Here is an 18055-nt window from a genome sequence, read left to right as displayed (position 1 = left end):
CGATGCTTTTCAAATAAGTTAAACAATCCGTTTCCGAATCGAACTTGAAATCAAATCAATTATAATTACCATTAAAATAATACCTAATAAAATAATCCCAACACGAGACCAATTCCGTGAACTCAGCGCAAAAATTAAAGGTGTACCAATCCCTCCCGCTCCAATAACCCCTAAAACCGCAGCGGATCGTACATTAATTTCAAATCTGTATAACGTATACGATAGAAAATCTGGTAACACTTGTGGTAACACTGCATACCAAAGTATTTGAAAACGGTTTGCTCCTGTTGCTAGCAACGCTTCCGTCGGTCCTTTATCTATGTTTTCAATTCCTTCTGAATATAGTTTCCCTAACATTCCAATAGAATGTAATCCTAAAGCTAATACTCCTGCAAAAGAGCCTGGACCAACAGCTTTTATAAATAAAAGAGCCATAACTAATTCAGGAAACGTACGAACAAAACTAAGTACAAATTTCCCAGATCCTGAAGTTAATTTTCCACTACTCATATTCGTTGCCGCCCAGAAGGCAAACGGAACAGATAAAAATGCAGAAATAAATGTACCTAATATCGCAATTGCCAACGTATCAATTAATCCATGCAATAAATCTTCACCATCTGGCAAAGATACATACGACCAGTCTGGATTTAATATCCCTGTCATAATTGCTTTCGTGATTTCACCTGCTGTGTCCTTTATCCCTTCTAATGGTACTCCTGAAATGGCCCATACATATACAACTGTAAGTGCTATTAAAATAATCCAGCGATATATACTCGGTTTCTTCGGTTTTGGCACAATCATCGTCGTTCTATTCATTATAGTTTCTCCCGCAACAATGTACTAATGTAGTCAATTAACAAAACAACAATAAGGGTATAGATAATTATAGAAGCAGTTTGTTGATATTGTAAAAATCCAAGTGTACGATCATAATATAGTCCAATACCACCTGCTCCTACTAAACCTAGAACAGCCGCTGCACGTACATTCACCTCAAATGTATATAGTACATAGGAAACAAAGTGTGCTTTTACTTGTGGAATGACTCCATAAACAATCCATTGTACCTTAGTAGCCCCTACAGCTGTCATCGCTTCTAGTGGGCCAGGGTCAATTGATTCAATTGATTCATACAACAATTTCGCTACAAGTCCAATTGAAAAAAAAGTAAGAGCCAAAATACCTGGAAGTGGCCCAATTCCAAAAATCGCTACGAAAATAGCCGCCAATAATAAATCTGGTATTGTTCGTATAAAATTTAAAATCATTCGAGCTAGACTGTATAAAAATGTGTTAGTAAACACATTACTTGCTGCAAACAATGCAAGTGGAATAGCTAAAATCGCTCCTAAGGTCGTCCCAATAATCGCCATACGTATTGTATCTAACATCGCTGTTGTAATAACTTGAAAATAACTCCAATCAGGTGGCACCATTTCTTTCAATAGATCTACGATATTTGGAAAACCGTCTACCAATTTTGAAAATGATGCATCTACTTGTACACTACTACTCCACAGCATTAAAATAACTAAAATAAACGTTAACATATGTTTCAATTTACTCGGCGGCTTCGGTATCGATTTCGAATATATCGTTACGTCACTCATTTAACTGCCACCTCTAACAATTCATTTTTCTGTGCTACATCTCCATAAATTTCAGCAAATTTTTCATCTGTCGCCTCTTCTACTGAACCATCAAAAACAATTTCTCCTGCATGTAATCCAATAATACGTGTCGCATATTGCCTAGCTAAATCAATAGAATGCAAATTCACAATTGTTGTAATTCCAAAATCTTCATTGATTTTTTTCAAATCATTTAATACTTGCTTTGTCGTAAGTGGATCTAACGATGCAACAGGCTCATCTGCCAATATGATTTTTGCTTCTTGTGCCAATGCTCTAGCTATTGATACACGTTGCTGTTGTCCTCCTGATAATTCATCAGCACGTGCATATGCTTTTTCTAAAATATTCACTCTTTTTAACGCTTGAAATGCGAGCTCCACATCTTCTTTCGGAAACAAACCTAACGTTGTACGTAATGTGGAATGATATCCAATACGACCAGCTAATACATTTTTTAATACTGTTGATCGCTTTACAAGATTAAAACTTTGGAAGATCATACCGATATCCCGGCGCATACGCCTTAATTCTTTTCCTTTCGCAGCAGTAATAGACTCACCTTCAATAATGATTTCTCCTTCGGTAATCTCATGAAGACGATTTACGGATCTGAGAAGTGTAGATTTTCCAGCTCCAGACACCCCTACCATTACAACAAACTCACCTTTTTGAATTTTCAAGTTTATATTATTCAATCCTTTTGTACCATTTGGATACACTTTGGAGACATTTCGAAACTCTATCACACATCTTACCTACCTTCTATGTATTCAAAATGGCAAACTAACTGAAAACATCCCCTTTCAGCTAGCTGCCATTTTCATATGTATTATTGCGTTTTTACTTTCTTCCCATATTCACGAACGATATCAAATTTACTATCATCAGATTTAACATATCCTTCATGTGAATATACTTCTTTAATGATTTTGTGACCTTCCTCATTCTTTCCAATTTCAATGAAAGCATCTTGTAATTTCTTGCTCCACTCTGCATCTAAATCAGATCGTACAGAAATTGTATCGTTCGGAATTTTCTCAGTAAATTTCGCTATTTTCGTTTGATCAAATATATTCGGATAATCTTTTTTTACAATATTACGAGCATCTTGGAATACAACAGCCGCATCTACGTCACCATTTAAAAGAGCAATAAGCGACTGATCGTGACCTTTTAATGTAACAGGTTTCACATCTTTTAACGGATCAATTCCCTCTTTTAATAGAACAGCTGCAGGCCATACATACCCTGCTGATGATGTTACATCTTGATAACCAATCTTTTTACCTTTTAAATCTTTTACACTATTTATATTAGAGTCTTTTTTAACAACAAACTCAGATTTATAATAATCTACTAAATCTTTTGTAGGAGCTCCCGTTTCATCCTCTACTCCAAAACGTTGTGCTTGTAAAATTACATTTGCAGCCTTCTTTTCATGTGCTAATACGTACGCTGTTGGCGGTAAAAATCCTACATCTACTTGTTTAGATGCCATCGCTTCTACAATTGTATTGTAGTTCGTTGAAATACTAACTTTTACTGGAATATTTAACTTATCACTTAATAGCTTCTCAAGCGGTTTTGCCTTCGCCTCTAACGTATCCGCATTTTGAGAAGGAACAAATTGAACATTTAAAGTCTTCGGTACATACCCTTTTTTCGTATCTTCATTTTTACTTGCACTTGACTCTTTCGTCCCGCAGCCACTTAATAATCCCGCTGCTAGTACAACTGTTGTGCTCATTGCAAAAACTTTTTTCAACATGTTAATGCCTCCATTTTTCATTGTTATAAAATAACCTTTCATAAACATGAAGAAATATATCACATATTTTTACAAATAATTGATTATTTACAGAATCTTTACACATTCTATACACTCACATTAAAATTCTCTTCACATATTTGATATGATGAATTGGAAGATAACAATAGAAAAGGTGAGTCATATTGGAACAAAATCAAACTGTAACTTTAAACATCTTATTAACAAGCGATATACATGGCACTGTTTATCCTATTCACTACCAAGATAACTCCCCAGCAGAACTTGGTTTAGCTAAAATTTCTACTCTTATAAAAAAAGAACGTTCCAAAAATAGAAACGTTCTTTTAATTGATAATGGCGACTTTATTCAAGGCACACCATTTACTTATCATTATGTTACATACGAAAAAAACAAAAAAACCCAATGTCCTTATTAGCGAATTACTTACAGTATGACGCTGCAATTATCGGCAATCATGAATTTAATTACGGGATGGATATATTAAATAATGCTGTGACTACTGCGAACTTCCCGTACCTATCAGCAAACATTTTAGATAAAAACAGTAAAAAACCTTATTTCGGGAAACCATATGTAATAAAACATATTGAATCAAATATAAAAATTGCTATTTTAGGGGTGACAACGCATTACATTCCCAATTGGGAACAACCCCATCACATTAAAGATTTACTATTTGAAGATGCATTAAAGACTACAAAAGAATGGGTTTCTTACATTCGCAAACATGAGAAACCAGATTTACTAGTCGTAGCGTATCACGGGGGAGTTGAACGAGATTTACAAACCGGGGTACCGACTGAAGTGTTAACAGGAGAAAACCAAGGATATGCAATGTGCCATGAAATTGAAGGTATAGATCTTTTACTAACAGGTCATCAACACCGAGAAATTTCTCACACAATGGCTAACGGTGTAACAATTTTACAGACTGGATGCAATGGACACTCAGTTGGAAAAGTAAAAATAACATTCGAAAAAACAAAACATAAATGGGTGAAAAAAGAGAGTTCTTCTGAATTATTATCTGTACAAGGAGTTGAGGCGGACCAAGATGTACTTTCATTGGTAGCCGATTACGAAGAGAAAACACAAAAGTGGCTTGATCAACCTATTGGAATCATTCAAGGGGGCATGCAAATTTCAGATGCTATGCAAACTCGTTTGCATGATCATCCTTTTATCGAATTCATAAATAAAATACAGATGGATATAGCTAATGTATCAATTTCTTGTACAAGTTTGTTCCATAATACATCTCCAGGTTTCCCGGAACATGTAACAATGCGTGACATCGTTTCTAATTATATTTATCCAAACACATTAAAAGTAATTAGAATAACTGGAGCAGATATAAAAAACGCTCTTGAACTCTCTGCTTCTTATTTCACATTAAAAACAGATGGATCCATCACCGTAAGTCCTACCTACATAGAACCAAAGCCACAACATTATAATTATGATATGTGGGAAGGGATTTCATACGTATTAAACATTTCAAAACCAATTGGTGAAAGAGTAGAATCTTTACAGCATGACAGTGCTCCTCTTAATATGAATGAAGAATATGACGTTGTAATGAATAATTATCGTGCAAGTGGCGGGGGAAATTTCTTTATGTTTCAAAACAAACCAGTAGTAAAAGATATACCCACAGATATGTCTGAACTTATCGCTAATTATATATTGGAACATAAAACGATAGAAGCAACAGTTAATAACAACTGGAAAGTTATTAAATAACGATTTTTACAAATAAAAAAGATGGGCTTCGCCCATCTTTTAATTTAATTTTGCATTATCTTGCTTTTTTAAAGCTTTTAATTTCGTCGGTGTAACATCTGTACCTTCTTCGTTAACAACTTTAATACCTTTAAGTTCGTTTAACATATTTTGACGAAATCCTTTTAAATATTGTTCACGTAGCGATTGACGCTCACGTTGCTCTTCTTCAGTTAAACCTTCAGCTTTTGCTTTTTTCGCTAAGAAGTTAATGCGTTCAACGAGTTCGTGATTAATCATCTCGAATCCCCCTTCTAATCAAAACTGATTATTATCATACAATAGTTACTCTTCTTTATCAAGCAATTGCTTCGTATACTCTACATATCTACGATGTACAGTTGCCTTTGAAACATTATGACCAAATCCACGTAATGTTGCTGCAATTTCTTCAAACGTGAGTTCACTTTTTCGCAAACGTACAATTTCCTCAATTGGCACTTCTTTTTTCTCTCTTCCTACACTTAAATGACGATTTTTTAAATTTTTTTCTGGACGATAACCTTTTTCTACTGCACGTTGCATACCTCGTTTAATTTTCATATTATGAATCTTTCTTTGATATTCTTCAACAATACCAATAATATCTAATACCATCGAATCAGAATCCGACAATTGTAATTCACCATTATGTGTATGTGTATATACTTTTATGCCTTCTTTATGTAAACAATGCATTAACGCGATCTTCGCATTTCCTCTACCAAGACGCGTTTCATCTTGTATAAGTAACACATCAATTTGTTCGTCTCGAATTGTATCCAACACCTCTAATATACCGTCACGTTCAATTGTATATCCACTAGCCTGCTCTTCAATCACCTTAGTAACATTCATTTGATAGCGCTCAGCTAAATGCAATAATTCATCTTTTTGACGTAATAATGATGTTTCTTGCGCTTCTTTCGTTGTACTCACACGTGCATAAATAATTGCATTCATTTTGACCCCCTCTTTCTCCCTATTATTTCCCTATAGTGTAACATAAATCCGCCATTTGTTCGAACTTATGTTTGTAGAATGTTTTTTCACATGTTATACTTATTAATAAGAAAAATGAAAGAAAACGAGGTGTTAGAAAACATGGAAAAGTTAACGAAACGCCAGCAAGACATTCTCGACTTTATTAAGCTAAAAGTACAAGAAAAAGGATATCCACCTTCCGTACGTGAAATTGGTCAAGCAGTCGGCCTCGCTTCTAGTTCTACAGTGCACGGACATTTATCACGATTAGAAGAAAAAGGATACATTCGACGCGATCCAACAAAACCACGTGCCATTGAAATTTTAGGTGAAGACCGAATGGATACGGAAACACAATCTGTTATTCAAGTTCCAATTGTCGGAAAAGTTACTGCTGGTTTACCAATTACAGCGGTCGAAAGCGTAGAGGAACATTTCCCACTTCCAGCTAGTATTGTTGCTGGAGCAGACCAAGTGTTCATGTTACGTATTTCTGGAGATAGTATGATTGAAGCTGGTATTTTCGATGGAGATTTAGTTGTTGTTCGCCAACAACAGTCTGCATATAATGGTGAAATTGTAGTCGCTTTAACAGAAGATAATGAAGCAACTGTTAAACGTTTCTATAAAGAAAAAGACCATTTCCGTTTACAACCAGAAAATTCTTCATTAGAACCTATCATTTTAAAACAAGTGTCAGTTATCGGGAAAGTAATTGGCGTATATCGTGATTTACATTAAAAAATAATAAAAAGAAGATAATTACCTTATTTATATACGGTAATTATCTTCTTTTTTGTATTTTGATAGATTTCCATGCATTCTATTTCTTATTAACGAGTTTTAATCGTCACATCTCCAGCAGCCGTTTTACCACTAATCTTTTTACTACCATTTCCAATTGTTACGTTTTTATTTTCTTCATTAAAAATTGTTACATCTCCGGCAGCACTTTGCCCAGTAATTACCGCATCTTGTGGTTTTTCCGATAAAGTAATATCTATATCTCCCGCAGTTGAACTTGCTTCTAGATTATACTTAGAATCATGATCTTGAATATTTATTTCCCCACTTGTTGTTTTTGCGGTCACTTTCCCTAATACCTTCTTAAAGTTCACCTCACCAGCTTTTGTCGATCCCTCCACATTCTTAGCCGTTACTTGTTTCAACTCTACTTCTCCAGCAAGTGTTCTAACACTTACGCTATCACTTTTCACATCACTCATTTCGATTTGTCCAGCAGATGAATTTACTTTTATATCTTGGTAAGAGCGTTCGGGCACAAGGAGAGTCAATTTAGACGTTTGAAACCTAAAATTGTAAAAAGAAAAATCAAATGAAGCACCTTTTTCTCTTTCCCCAATAATTTTTAATGTGTCACCATCTTCTGCGATACGAATCTCTTGTTTACGTACATCTCCCGATTGCTTTACATAAAAAGAAGAGTCAGGAGATTTTTGGACAATAATATCCCCGGCATCTAACTTAACTTCTATATTTTTTAATGTTTCGTTTTTAATTACATTTTCTTTATCGCCTTTTTCAGCAGTTTGTACTGCTTTTTCATATGTTTGGGAAATTCCTATTACTCCAATAATGATACAAGCGATAGCGATTAAAAATAGTTTTTTCATCATTTACTCTCCTTTTATCATTTTGAAGTTCCATATTACATATCGTACACACAATCTCTTAAACCACTTTGTACTATAAAAAGCGATAATACATAACAATAAACCTACCCCACCAAACGTTATACTAACGAAAAGATCCAACCATATAAAAGTACCCATAAATACTTTTCCAATAACGAAAAATGGTGTTACTACACTAGCAATACCACCGATCCAAAAAGAAAATATAAAAGCAATAATTGCGACTAACGGGCCTAACACAATAATAAAATTAAACAAACTAAGTCCAATCGCTGCCATAACAGCTCTTGTCACATTTGAAGTCGATGGATTTTTTTTCATTTCATCGAAGCGATACATCGCAAGTAATTCTTTCGCGATTACTTTCGGAGAACCAAGGCCCTGTATTATTTCCGATTCAGTTTTCCCCTCTTCTAGTCCAAACTGAAAGTGCTCTTCATAATCCAATAAAATATCTTGCCTCTCTTCCTCTGGTAACTTTCTAAGATAACTTGATAATTCTTTAAGAAACCCTTCTTTACTCATCCCATTCCACCCCTTCAATAATTTCTTGTACCCCTTTCGCAAAATCACGCCATTCTGTTACTAACAAATGAAATTGCGTCTCCCCTTGCTCTGTTAATTGATAATATTTACGAGGTGGCCCTTCCGTAGATTCCTTTAAATACGTCTGAAAATACCCTTCTTTCGTCAAACGACGTAATAAAGGGTATACTGACCCTTCCGATATTAAAAATTTATTAGAAATTTGCTGAACAAGTTCATAACCGTAACTATCTTTACGTTTTACAAGTGCTAATACACAAAGTTCAAGCACACCTTTTTTAAACTGAACGTTCAAGTGCCATCCTCCTTTCCTATCTTAGTACTGTTCAATGCACAGTACCTATCTTATCCATAATATACCACTTGGTATTGTTTATTGCAAGGTACTAAGCTATATTTATTGCCTAAATTTAGAAAATAAATTGATGAATCCCTGAATAAGACTGTTTTATAACTAAGTATCATTACGTTAATACCATTAAGTAATGATTCGATTCACAAGCCACAAACTTACAACCTTGCAGATGAGGACGTAAAAATCATTGGTCGCGTCGTACAGGCAGTAAAAAATTATTAAGTTATAGCACAAGTAATTAAAAAAAGAGAAGATCGATTCTATCGAAAAAATTTTCTTAGTAAAATGATTCAAGGAAATCAAAAACAATCCAATAACTTCACTTAAAAAAGCTAAAAAAAGCCCTGATACCGTAGTATCAAGGCTTCTCTCTCTTAGTATAGAGACATATATTGATCGCGTTCCCATTGGTGAACTTGCGTTCTAAAGATATCCCACTCAATCTCTTTCGCTTCGATGAAGTGCTCAAGTAAGTGTTCTCCTAGTGCACCGCATACTACTTCATTAGATTGTAATGTAACTAATGCTTGCGCTAATGTCGCTGGCAAGTCAACGATACCTGCTTCTTCGCGCTCTTCTTTTGTCATTACATAGATGTTACGATCTACTGCTGCTGGTGGAGTTAATTTGTTTTTAATTCCATCAAGACCTGCAGCTAATAATGTAGCCATTACTAAATATGGGTTTGCAGCTGGGTCAACACTACGTACTTCTACGCGTGTACTAATACCACGAGATGCAGGGATACGCACTAACGGGCTACGGTTTTGTGCAGACCATGCTACGTAACAAGGCGCTTCATATCCAGGCACTAGACGTTTGTATGAGTTTACAGTTGGATTTGCTATCGCTGTAAATGCTGGTGCATGTTTTAAAATACCTGCGATGAAGTGACGAGCATCATCACTTAGTTGTAAGTCACCGTTTGCATCAAAGAATACGTTCTCACCATTTTTAAATAATGATAAGTTACAGTGCATACCTGAACCGTTCACACCGTATAGTGGTTTCGGCATAAATGTTGCGTGTAAACCATGTTTACGAGCAATTGTTTTTACAACAAGTTTGAATGTTTGAATGTCATCACATGAGCGAATTGCATTTGCATATTTAAAGTCAATTTCGTGCTGCCCTGGAGCAACCTCATGGTGAGATGCTTCAATTTCAAATCCCATTTCTTCAAGTTCAAGAACGATATCACGACGACAGTTTTCCCCTAGATCCATCGGCGCAAGGTCGAAGTATCCACCGTTATCGTTTAGTTCTAATGTTGGATTTCCTTTTTCATCAACCTTAAATAGGAAGAATTCTGGCTCTGGTCCAAGATTGAAGTCTGAAAATCCTAAAGCTTCCATTTCTTTTAACACACGTTTTAAGTTGTTACGTGGGTCTCCATCAAATGGAGTGCCATCTGCATTGTAAATATCACAGATTAGTCGAGCTACTTTACCTTTTTCAGCTGTCCAAGGGAAAATTACCCAAGTGTCTAAATCAGGATATAAATACATATCAGATTCTTCAATACGTACGAAACCTTCAATCGAAGATCCATCAAACATCATTTTGTTATCAAGAGCTTTCGTTAATTGTCTCACTGGAATCTCTACGTTTTTAATTACCCCTAAAAGGTCCGTAAATTGTAAACGGATATACTTTACATTCTCTTCTTTCGCCAAACGGAAAATATCTTCTTTTGTGTATCTAGACATTATAAATTCCTCCTTAGTCCCTCTAATCGCCTTCAGAATCAGTTATCTTTAGTGAAAAAATCTTGAAATGTCACCTTGTCGCAATGAAGTTCGATTGAATCTACCTGTATGTTGTAGTTCATCTCGAAGTATTTTGCGAAGCTCAGTTTTTGAAATTTCTTTCGTTTCTTCTTTTACTTTCACTGCTTCTGTTTGATTTTCTTTCATTAGTAACACTTGCTTAATACCAGCCATATTCAAGCCTTGATCTAACAAATCTTTAATCTCTAACAACTTATCTACATCGTTAAATGAAAATAATCTACGATTCCCCTTTGTACGGGTTGGAGAAACAAGATTATGCTCTTCATAGTAGCGAATTTGACGTGCAGACAATTGTGTTAAATCCATAACAATACCAATTGGAAACAGCGGGGCAGAACGTCTATCTTCTTTCATTTTTCAGTTCCTCCTTCGCCTTAACTGCTTCTCATTTTATAACATGTTATGTTTAGTGTCAATAGATGTTAGCTTTTCTTACATGATTTTTTTATAAATTTTTTCATTCTTTTTTCTAATCGCATAAATCGTTACTTTTATACGAAAAAAGCTGCCGATATCGACAGCTCCCCTTTAAGAAATTGTTAATAAATTCTTTTCAATCAATTCATCAATCGCAGAACAAATCGCAATTTTAACATGCGAATACGTTAATCCACCTTGCACATATGCAACATACGGTGGTCTAATCGGACCATCAGCAGACAATTCAATACTTGCACCTTGAATAAATGTTCCCGCCGCCATAATTACATCATCTTCATAACCTGGCATATAGTTTGCATACGGAGTAAAATGCGAATTAATTGGAGATGCATATTGAATCGCTTGGCAGAAGGCAACCATACGGTCTTTATCATCAAATTGAACAGATTGAATTAAGTCTGTTCTTGGTGCATTCCACGCTGGTGACGTGTTCATTCCTAACTTTTCTAAAAACGCAGCTGTAAAAATTGCACCTTTCAGCGCTTGTCCTGCAACATGTGGCGCTAAGAAGAACCCTTGATACATTTCTTGCAGACTGTATAAAGACGCTCCAGCTTCCGCACCAATTCCCGGAGATGTTAAACGATATGCACACGCTTCAACATACTGTTCTTTACCGACAATGTAACCACCAGTTTTTACAATTCCCCCGCCTGGGTTTTTAATAAGCGAACCCGCCATTAAATCTGCACCAACATGACACGGCTCTTGCTCTTCAATAAACTCCCCATAACAATTATCTACAAACACAACAACATCAGGTTTAATTTCTTTAACAAACGCGATCATCTCTTTAATTTGAGAAATAGTAAACGATGGACGAGTAGCATAACCTTTCGAGCGCTGAATACCGATCATTTTCGTATTACTATGAATCGCTGCTGCAACAGCTTCAAAATCAACAAGCCCACCTTCAGTTAGCGGAACTGCATTGTAACCAATATTATATTCTTTAAATGAACCTACACCTTTCCCACGCACACCAACGATTTCCTCTAACGTATCATACGGTTTCCCAGTAATGTACAATAACTCATCTCCTGGACGTAAAATACCGAATAACGCTGTAGAAATAGCGTGAGTACCTGAAATAATTTGCGGACGAACAAGTCCAGCTTCCGCCCCAAATACATCAGCATACACTTTTTCTAACGTATCACGGCCAATATCATCATAACCATAACCTGTCGTCGGGATAAAATGCGAGTCACTAATTTTATGTTTACGAAAACTTTCTAATACACGAAACTGATTACTTTCAATTACTTCATCCGCACGTTTATGTACTTCTGTAATCTGATTCTCTACTTCTTTTACGATTGGAGCAATTTTTTCTCCATTTTTCAAACGATCAAACATTTTTATTTTCTCCTTCTTCCACTAAAAATCTCTTTAATTGCACATTAAGCGATGAATGAGTAAAAATATACCCTGCACAATCATATACAAATTTATCTTCCAGAAACTCCATCTTTGCTAATAGCGTTTCCGTCTTTAAAAGCGTTAATAACTTACCTTCACTCGGAGGGATTTCTACTCGATAACGATCCATTTCTTTCTTCATTTTCATTTCTATCGCTTCTTTTATAAGCAATAAATCACTTTCTTCAAAAGCACTAGTCATTAAGAAATCACTTTTCGGAAACGGAATAAAGTTTTGATGTAATTCATCTTTTTTATTATATAACGTAATAATAGGAATATGATTAATTTCAAGTTCTGATAATAATCGTTTTACTGTTTTTTCATGCCCTATGTAGTTAGGATCCGCAGAATCAACTACATGTAAAATAATATCTGCTTCCCCCGCTTCTTCCAGTGTTGAACGAAAAGCAGCAATTAATGAAGTGGGTAAATCTTGTATAAAACCAACAGTATCAGTTAGTAATACTGTATAACCGGAAGGTAAGGGCATCTTCCTCGTCGTTGGGTCTAGTGTTGCAAACAGAAGGTTTTCTTCAAACGTATTAGCTTCCGTTAATCTATTAAACAGTGTCGATTTCCCTGCATTTGTATAGCCTATTAATGAAATTTGAAATACTTTATTGTCTTTTCTTCTCTCACGATATCTTTTTCGGTGTTCCACAACAACTGCAAGTTGTTTCTTTATTTCATCAATACGCGATCGAATATGACGACGATCCGTCTCAAGTTTCGTCTCACCCGGTCCTCTCGTTCCAATACCACCACCAAGACGTGATAAGGACAACCCTTGCCCCATAAGACGTGGCATTGTATATTGCAACTGAGCTAATTCTACTTGAAGCTTACCTTCCCTCGACTTCGCACGTTGCGCAAAAATATCTAGTATTAGTTGCGTTCGATCAATTACTCTCGAATCTAATACTGAGGATAAATTCCGAATTTGACTCGGCGTTAATTCATTATTAAATATAATAACATCCGTCTCTAATTCTTCAGTTAGCATTGTAAGCTCTTCTAATTTCCCTTTACCTATGTAAGTTGCTGGATGAAACTTTGGTCGTTTTTGCGTTGTTGACACTAACAATTCTGCTCGTGCAGTCTTCGCTAGTGATGCAAGCTCTTTCATGGAATGCATAAATTTTTCATCATCATCTTGCGGCAATTGACAGCCTACTAATATGACTTTTTCTTTTTCTTCCATCAAATATGTTCACTCATCCTTTTCGAAATTTAAACCTTCTAATATAATAGCAGAGGAAGCACATTTCATCTAGTTAGCGGGGGAGAAAATTCATGGCATGGGAGATTTTTAGCATCATAGGCACAATCGCTTTCGCACTAAGCGGAGCCATTGTTGCAATGGAAGAGGATTATGATATTTTCGGGGTGTATATTTTAGGAATGGCAACCGCATTTGGGGGAGGTGCCCTTCGTAATTTATTAATCGGTTATCCGATTGTCGCGTTTTGGCAACAAGACATGTTATTCCAAATCGCACTTTTATCAATGACTATTATTTTTCTTTTTCCAAATAAGTTAATTAGACATTGGAAAAAGTGGGAAAATATCACTGACGCTATCGGCTTATCAGCATTTGCTGTACAAGGAGCATTATATGCTCAAAAATTAAATTTACCAATTAGTGCCACAATCGTGGCAGCTGTTTTAACTGGTATCGGCGGCGGTATCATTCGCGACCTTTTAGCCCGCAGAAAACCTCTCGTTCTTCGAGCTGAAGTATATGCCTTTTGGACAATTTTAGCAGGTTTCTTAATTGGCGCTCAAATTATTGTTAGCGATTGGGCCCTTTACATTTTATTCATTTTAATTGTTTGCTTCCGCATGGTTTCTATTCATTACAAATGGCATTTACCGCACAGACGTATCGAAACGAAAGAACGTTCAATGCATAAATAGCAATCTAACCTCTTTACATATCGTAAAGAGGTTTTTCTTTTCTAACGATTTTTTCTTTATATAATGTTTATACTAATTTTTAAAGTGAGGTGAATACAAATGACAAACCACGTTAATAAAGGAGCTCAAAAAAGCTCAGTAAATCAATTTGGACACGATCCTAATTCAGCACACGAAAAGAGCGCTAAAATGGAACACTTCCATAAAACACACCAAGAAAAAGCAAAAAAAGAGTAAACGAACTTATACACAAAAATTGACGCACAGTTTATGTACTGTGCGTCTCCTCTTCGAGCATCAAATCCATACTCGATATTCCAATTAAATCATTTTTATCATACGCATCTTCTTGCAACAACCGCATCGCCTGTGTACGAATTGATTTTTCAACAATATTCCGTACATATCGCCCATTACTAAACGATGTAATTTGCGACGAATACTTCACCGCATGTAAATGATCCCTAAATTTCCATTCAGCTTCTTTTGATAACTGATATTCACGATCTTCATACATTCTCTTCCCAATTTCCAATAGCTGATTTACCGAGTAATCCGCAAACTCAATAATAAATGGAAAACGAGATTGAAGCCCTGGATTTAATGAAAGAAAGTGATTCATCTCTCTTGAATATCCAGCTAAAATCAATACAAAACCATGTTGTTTATCTTCCATATGTTTTACAAGCGTATCAATTGCTTCTTTTCCAAAGTCCTTCTCTCCTCCTCGAGCTAAAGAATACGCCTCATCAATAAACAAAATACCTCCCATTGCTTTTTTTATTAAATCTCTTGTTTTTTGGGCTGTATGGCCGATGTACTCTCCTACAAGATCAGCACGTTCAGCTTCAACCAAGTGGCCTTTCGATAGAATATTCATCTCAAACAGCAATTTTCCTATCATTCTAGCAACAGTTGTCTTCCCTGTACCTGGATTCCCTTTAAACAGCATATGAAGTACTTGCTTCTCTGACTTCAATCCCTTTTCTTGTCTTTTTTTATTCACATAAATCCAAGCATATATTTCTTTTATTATCTTTTTTATATCCTCCATCCCAACAAGCTTCCCCATCTCTTCTTCAATTCTCTGCAGCATTTCATGTTTAATTGCAGTTTCATTTGAAATTACCGTTTTATTTTCTGCGGCTGGCAAAGAAATTTTCTTTCGATGGTTTAACACAATATTAATTTGATTGTTGTTTTTCTTTCGCATCGATTGTTCCATACAATCACCTCATTTTATCCACTCACCAAATATTATTATTCCTGTCCCCCTTGTAAATGCCTATTTTCAGAAAAGTTTGCTATAATATAAGAAATAATTAAGGTGGTGGGACTATGGAGACAACGGAATTCCATGATACAATACAAGCCTTTTCTATTTTTTTATTGAATAAAGGCCGAAAACCCTCAACTATTAAACGTTATGTTTATGACATTGAAGACTTCGGACATTGGTTAGAAAAAAACAAAAAGCTCCCTTCCAGTAATATATGGGCTACACTTTGTACAAAAGACTACGAAGATTACTTTTCCGATTTAAAAACGAATCGACATTACTCAGAAAAAACGATGCATCGTGTATTTATTGTACTAAATAGAATGCATCATTTTCTAAACATTCCTAACCCATTGAAAAATATGGAAATATCTATTCAACCAGACCGTACACTTCGTAACGAAGATTTCATTTCACCTGATGAAGAAAAAAGGTTAAAGTATATAGTCACTTCATTAGAAGGACTTTCAGAAAAACAACTTCCTGTGCGCCCCTTATTAATGGATCGCAATATTGCTATTTTAAATCTATTGATTGACTACGGTTTATCCTTACAGGAACTTACAGCATTAACAATGCATCACGTTCACTTTGAAACTAATACATTATCAATCCCAGCAACCGCAGGTGTAGAAAGAACAATTACATTAGCAAAAGAAGACAAAAAACAACTATATAATTATTACAAAAGCATCCCAGAACCAGTTCGTCCTAAATACCATAGTGATGATCCATTATTTGTCGCATTCGATTTTAACCGTGGAACATACAGGTGGGTATATGAAAATGATGCACCAAAGGCATTAACGGAAATTGCTATACAAAAAATGATTCGCCTCGAAGTGGCTAGAGCCAATTTACGTAAAGGAATTTCAGGACAACATTTTCGTAACACCTATATTTTAAACTTAATAAAAAAAGAAACTCCTGAATCAGAAATTATAAAACTCGCTGGATTCAAATCAAAAATTTCCTTAAAGCGATATTATCAATACGCAGAAAATAGAAAAAACGCCTTATTGTAAGGCGTTTTTTCTATTTTTTCTTTAAACAAACGATTTTACTATGACCATTTAACTAATTTCTGCATCTACTATGATGAGTTTCGTTCACATTTTCGTGAGAAAGGAGAGATTTAATGTCTCGTTATAACGACAATCAAAACAAATTCTCCAAACCATGCTTTCCAAGTAGCGCCGGACGAATCCCAAATACTCCATCAATCCCAATTACTAAAGCTCAACTTAGAACATTTCGTGCGATTATTATTGATTTAACAAAAATAATCCCAAAACTTTTTCGCAAATCCATCTCCCCAAAATATTGAAGATCTAATTGATACATTGAACCTACTAAGTAAATTTATTTGTTCACTAGATGCTACTTCCTCCCTGAAAGCACAAGGGTTAGCTATTATTAAAAACTTAATAACTATATTAAGAAATCCAACCTTTGTAGCAAGCGCTGTATTTATTGAGCTTCAAAATCTCATTAACTATTTACTATACATTACAAAATTATTCCGAATTGACCCTTGCACACTTCAAGAGCTCCTTAAATTAATAGCAGCATTACAAACTGCTCTAGTTAATTCTGCTTCGTTCATTCAAGGACCTACCGGACCTACTGGACCAGCAGGTGCTACCGGTGCTACTGGACCTCGAGGTAACACTGGCACTACTGGACCTCAAGGTAACACAGGTGCTACCGGTGCCACTGGGCCTCAAGGTAACACTGGCGCTACCGGTGCCACTGGGCCTCAAGGTAACACTGGCGCTACCGGCGCTACTGGACCTCAAGGTAACACGGGTGCTACCGGTGCCACTGGGCCTCAAGGTAACACTGGCGCTACTGGTGCTACCGGACCTCAAGGTGTTCAAGGTAACACGGGTGCTACTGGTGCCACTGGACCTCAAGGTGTTCAAGGTAACACGGGTGCTACTGGTGCCACCGGACCTCAAGGTGTTCAAGGTAACACGGGTGCTACTGGTGCCACTGGACCTCAAGGTGTTCAAGGTAACACGGGTGCTACCGGTGCCACTGGCGCTACTGGTATAGGAGTTACCGGACCTACCGGACCTTCTGGCGGGCCTCCTGGACCTACTGGACCTCAAGGTAACACGGGTGCTACTGGACCTCAAGGTGCTCAAGGTAACACAGGTGCTACTGGTGCCACTGGACCTCAAGGTGCTCAAGGTAACACGGGTGCTACTGGACCTCAAGGTGCTCAAGGTAACACGGGCGCTACTGGACCTCAAGGTGCTCAAGGTAACACGGGTGCTACTGGTGCTACTGGACCTCAAGGTGCTCAAGGTAACACGGCGCTACTGGACCTCAAGGTGCTCAAGGTAACACAGGCGCTACTGGTGCTACTGGACCTCAAGGCGCTCAAGGACCTGCCGGGGCTACTGGCGCTACTGGTGCCACTGGACCTCAAGGTGCTCAAGGTAACACAGGCGCTACCGG

The 18055-nt window shown here is 36.4% G+C and carries 18 protein-coding genes and 3 pseudogenes; 7 read left to right on the top strand and 14 right to left on the bottom strand.

From position 1 onward, the window contains the following. Positions 1–18: 18 nt before the first annotated feature. The 4 genes from phnE (HMPREF1014_RS06005) to HMPREF1014_RS05990 form a co-directional block, all read right to left on the bottom strand. Positions 19–822, bottom strand: coding sequence for a phosphonate ABC transporter, permease protein PhnE (gene phnE / locus HMPREF1014_RS06005; protein ID WP_001082391.1), 804 nt, complete (start codon positions 820–822; stop codon positions 19–21). Continuing rightward, positions 822–1616, bottom strand: a complete 795-nt coding sequence (gene phnE, locus HMPREF1014_RS06000) for a phosphonate ABC transporter, permease protein PhnE (protein WP_001286375.1) — start codon at positions 1614–1616, stop codon at positions 822–824. Before phnE (HMPREF1014_RS06000) ends, phnE (HMPREF1014_RS06005) begins: the two co-directional genes overlap by 1 nt. Then, positions 1613–2386 carry a phosphonate ABC transporter ATP-binding protein gene (gene phnC, locus HMPREF1014_RS05995; RefSeq protein ID WP_000569261.1) on the bottom strand — a complete coding sequence of 258 codons (774 nt, stop codon included), beginning with the start codon at positions 2384–2386 and terminating at the stop codon, positions 1613–1615. The genes phnE (HMPREF1014_RS06000) and phnC overlap by 4 nt, the downstream gene beginning before the upstream one ends. Positions 2387–2469: 83 nt before the next feature. Continuing rightward, positions 2470–3408, bottom strand: coding sequence for a phosphate/phosphite/phosphonate ABC transporter substrate-binding protein (locus tag HMPREF1014_RS05990; RefSeq protein ID WP_000915062.1), 939 nt, complete (start codon positions 3406–3408; stop codon positions 2470–2472). 185 nt (positions 3409–3593) lie between these two features. Here HMPREF1014_RS05990 and HMPREF1014_RS05985 point away from each other — a divergent pair. Continuing rightward, positions 3594–5176: pseudogene (locus HMPREF1014_RS05985) on the top strand (bifunctional metallophosphatase/5'-nucleotidase). Positions 5177–5215: 39 nt separating this feature from the next. Here HMPREF1014_RS05985 and HMPREF1014_RS05980 read toward each other — a convergent pair. Continuing rightward, complete coding sequence (locus HMPREF1014_RS05980; protein ID WP_000607015.1) at positions 5216–5455, bottom strand: DUF896 domain-containing protein; 240 nt, start codon at positions 5453–5455, stop codon at positions 5216–5218. Between the two features lie 45 nt (positions 5456–5500). Next, complete coding sequence (locus HMPREF1014_RS05975) at positions 5501–6157, bottom strand: YneB family resolvase-like protein (RefSeq protein WP_000991472.1); 657 nt, start codon at positions 6155–6157, stop codon at positions 5501–5503. 141 nt (positions 6158–6298) lie between these two features. Here HMPREF1014_RS05975 and lexA point away from each other — a divergent pair, with 141 nt between their 5' ends. Continuing rightward, on the top strand, positions 6299–6919 hold the full coding sequence (gene lexA, locus HMPREF1014_RS05970) for a transcriptional repressor LexA (RefSeq protein ID WP_000413738.1): 621 nt from the start codon (positions 6299–6301) through the stop codon (positions 6917–6919). 92 nt (positions 6920–7011) lie between these two features. Here lexA and HMPREF1014_RS05965 read toward each other — a convergent pair whose 3' ends face one another. The 3 genes from HMPREF1014_RS05965 to HMPREF1014_RS05955 are packed head-to-tail and all read right to left on the bottom strand — an operon-like array spanning position 7012 to position 8674. After that, complete coding sequence (locus tag HMPREF1014_RS05965; protein WP_009326606.1) at positions 7012–7815, bottom strand: DUF4097 family beta strand repeat-containing protein; 804 nt, start codon at positions 7813–7815, stop codon at positions 7012–7014. After that, the gene (locus tag HMPREF1014_RS05960) at positions 7816–8358 is read right to left on the bottom strand and encodes a DUF1700 domain-containing protein (RefSeq protein WP_000031381.1); all 543 of its coding nucleotides are present in this window, start codon (positions 8356–8358) and stop codon (positions 7816–7818) included. Beyond that, complete coding sequence (locus tag HMPREF1014_RS05955; RefSeq protein ID WP_001102628.1) at positions 8351–8674, bottom strand: PadR family transcriptional regulator; 324 nt, start codon at positions 8672–8674, stop codon at positions 8351–8353. The genes HMPREF1014_RS05960 and HMPREF1014_RS05955 overlap by 8 nt, the downstream gene beginning before the upstream one ends. A gap of 162 nt (positions 8675–8836) precedes the next feature. On the opposite strand from HMPREF1014_RS05955, the pseudogene HMPREF1014_RS29535 reads away from it, so the two are divergent. Further along, positions 8837–8956, top strand: a pseudogene (locus tag HMPREF1014_RS29535) (LexA family protein); the annotation flags it as partial. A gap of 152 nt (positions 8957–9108) precedes the next feature. Here HMPREF1014_RS29535 and glnA read toward each other — a convergent pair. The 4 genes from glnA to hflX all read right to left on the bottom strand — a co-directional run bounded on the left by glnA (position 9109) and on the right by hflX (position 13594). Then, positions 9109–10443 carry a type I glutamate--ammonia ligase gene (gene glnA / locus HMPREF1014_RS05950; RefSeq protein WP_000092763.1) on the bottom strand — a complete coding sequence of 445 codons (1335 nt, stop codon included), beginning with the start codon at positions 10441–10443 and terminating at the stop codon, positions 9109–9111. Between the two features lie 48 nt (positions 10444–10491). Then, positions 10492–10881, bottom strand: coding sequence for a transcriptional repressor GlnR (gene glnR / locus HMPREF1014_RS05945; protein WP_000656783.1), 390 nt, complete (start codon positions 10879–10881; stop codon positions 10492–10494). A gap of 174 nt (positions 10882–11055) precedes the next feature. Further along, entirely contained in the window at positions 11056–12327 is a 1272-nt protein-coding gene (locus HMPREF1014_RS05940; RefSeq protein WP_000460282.1) for a methionine gamma-lyase family protein, read from the bottom strand. Next, positions 12320–13594 carry a GTPase HflX gene (gene hflX / locus HMPREF1014_RS05935; RefSeq protein WP_000391410.1) on the bottom strand — a complete coding sequence of 425 codons (1275 nt, stop codon included), beginning with the start codon at positions 13592–13594 and terminating at the stop codon, positions 12320–12322. Before hflX ends, HMPREF1014_RS05940 begins: the two co-directional genes overlap by 8 nt. Positions 13595–13686: 92 nt before the next feature. On the opposite strand from hflX, the gene HMPREF1014_RS05930 reads away from it, so the two are divergent. Both HMPREF1014_RS05930 and HMPREF1014_RS31480 read left to right on the top strand, forming a co-directional pair. Continuing rightward, entirely contained in the window at positions 13687–14310 is a 624-nt protein-coding gene (locus tag HMPREF1014_RS05930; RefSeq protein ID WP_000312267.1) for a trimeric intracellular cation channel family protein, read from the top strand. 99 nt (positions 14311–14409) lie between these two features. Then, positions 14410–14547 (top strand): hypothetical protein, encoded by a 138-nt coding sequence (locus HMPREF1014_RS31480; RefSeq protein WP_000181501.1) that lies wholly within the window; start codon positions 14410–14412, stop codon positions 14545–14547. Between the two features lie 31 nt (positions 14548–14578). On the opposite strand, the gene spoVK is transcribed toward HMPREF1014_RS31480, so the two are convergent. Beyond that, positions 14579–15535 carry a stage V sporulation protein K gene (gene spoVK / locus HMPREF1014_RS05925; protein ID WP_000438175.1) on the bottom strand — a complete coding sequence of 319 codons (957 nt, stop codon included), beginning with the start codon at positions 15533–15535 and terminating at the stop codon, positions 14579–14581. A gap of 113 nt (positions 15536–15648) precedes the next feature. Between spoVK and HMPREF1014_RS05920 the strand changes: the two genes are divergently transcribed. Together HMPREF1014_RS05920 and HMPREF1014_RS05915 are read left to right on the top strand one after the other, a co-directional pair. Then, a complete protein-coding gene (locus tag HMPREF1014_RS05920; protein ID WP_000450319.1) occupies positions 15649–16614 on the top strand; it encodes a tyrosine-type recombinase/integrase in 966 nt (321 codons plus the stop codon). A 113-nt stretch (positions 16615–16727) separates the two neighbouring features. After that, positions 16728–18055 (top strand): annotated as a pseudogene (locus HMPREF1014_RS05915) (collagen-like repeat preface domain-containing protein); the annotation flags it as partial.

Source organism: Bacillus sp. 7_6_55CFAA_CT2, assembly GCF_000238655.1.
GTDB classification, from domain to species: Bacteria; Bacillota; Bacilli; order Bacillales; family Bacillaceae_G; genus Bacillus_A; species Bacillus_A cereus.
This window is presented reverse-complemented; position numbering and strand designations above follow the sequence as displayed.

Excerpts from the sequence above, each read along its gene's own strand:
- phnE (WP_001082391.1), bottom strand. The coding sequence starts at position 822 with ATGAATAGAACGACGATGATTGTGCCAAAACCGAAGAAACCGAGTATA.
- phnE (WP_001286375.1), bottom strand. The coding sequence starts at position 1,616 with ATGAGTGACGTAACGATATATTCGAAATCGATACCGAAGCCGCCGAGT.
- HMPREF1014_RS05990 (WP_000915062.1), bottom strand. The coding sequence starts at position 3,408 with ATGTTGAAAAAAGTTTTTGCAATGAGCACAACAGTTGTACTAGCAGCG.
- HMPREF1014_RS05980 (WP_000607015.1), bottom strand. The coding sequence starts at position 5,455 with ATGATTAATCACGAACTCGTTGAACGCATTAACTTCTTAGCGAAAAAA.
- HMPREF1014_RS05975 (WP_000991472.1), bottom strand. The coding sequence starts at position 6,157 with ATGAATGCAATTATTTATGCACGTGTGAGTACAACGAAAGAAGCGCAA.
- lexA (WP_000413738.1), top strand. The coding sequence starts at position 6,299 with ATGGAAAAGTTAACGAAACGCCAGCAAGACATTCTCGACTTTATTAAG.
- HMPREF1014_RS05965 (WP_009326606.1), bottom strand. The coding sequence starts at position 7,815 with ATGATGAAAAAACTATTTTTAATCGCTATCGCTTGTATCATTATTGGA.
- HMPREF1014_RS05960 (WP_000031381.1), bottom strand. The coding sequence starts at position 8,358 with ATGAGTAAAGAAGGGTTTCTTAAAGAATTATCAAGTTATCTTAGAAAG.
- glnA (WP_000092763.1), bottom strand. The coding sequence starts at position 10,443 with ATGTCTAGATACACAAAAGAAGATATTTTCCGTTTGGCGAAAGAAGAG.
- glnR (WP_000656783.1), bottom strand. The coding sequence starts at position 10,881 with ATGAAAGAAGATAGACGTTCTGCCCCGCTGTTTCCAATTGGTATTGTT.
- HMPREF1014_RS05940 (WP_000460282.1), bottom strand. The coding sequence starts at position 12,327 with ATGTTTGATCGTTTGAAAAATGGAGAAAAAATTGCTCCAATCGTAAAA.
- hflX (WP_000391410.1), bottom strand. The coding sequence starts at position 13,594 with ATGGAAGAAAAAGAAAAAGTCATATTAGTAGGCTGTCAATTGCCGCAA.
- HMPREF1014_RS05930 (WP_000312267.1), top strand. The coding sequence starts at position 13,687 with ATGGCATGGGAGATTTTTAGCATCATAGGCACAATCGCTTTCGCACTA.
- HMPREF1014_RS31480 (WP_000181501.1), top strand. The coding sequence starts at position 14,410 with ATGACAAACCACGTTAATAAAGGAGCTCAAAAAAGCTCAGTAAATCAA.
- spoVK (WP_000438175.1), bottom strand. The coding sequence starts at position 15,535 with ATGGAACAATCGATGCGAAAGAAAAACAACAATCAAATTAATATTGTG.
- HMPREF1014_RS05920 (WP_000450319.1), top strand. The coding sequence starts at position 15,649 with ATGGAGACAACGGAATTCCATGATACAATACAAGCCTTTTCTATTTTT.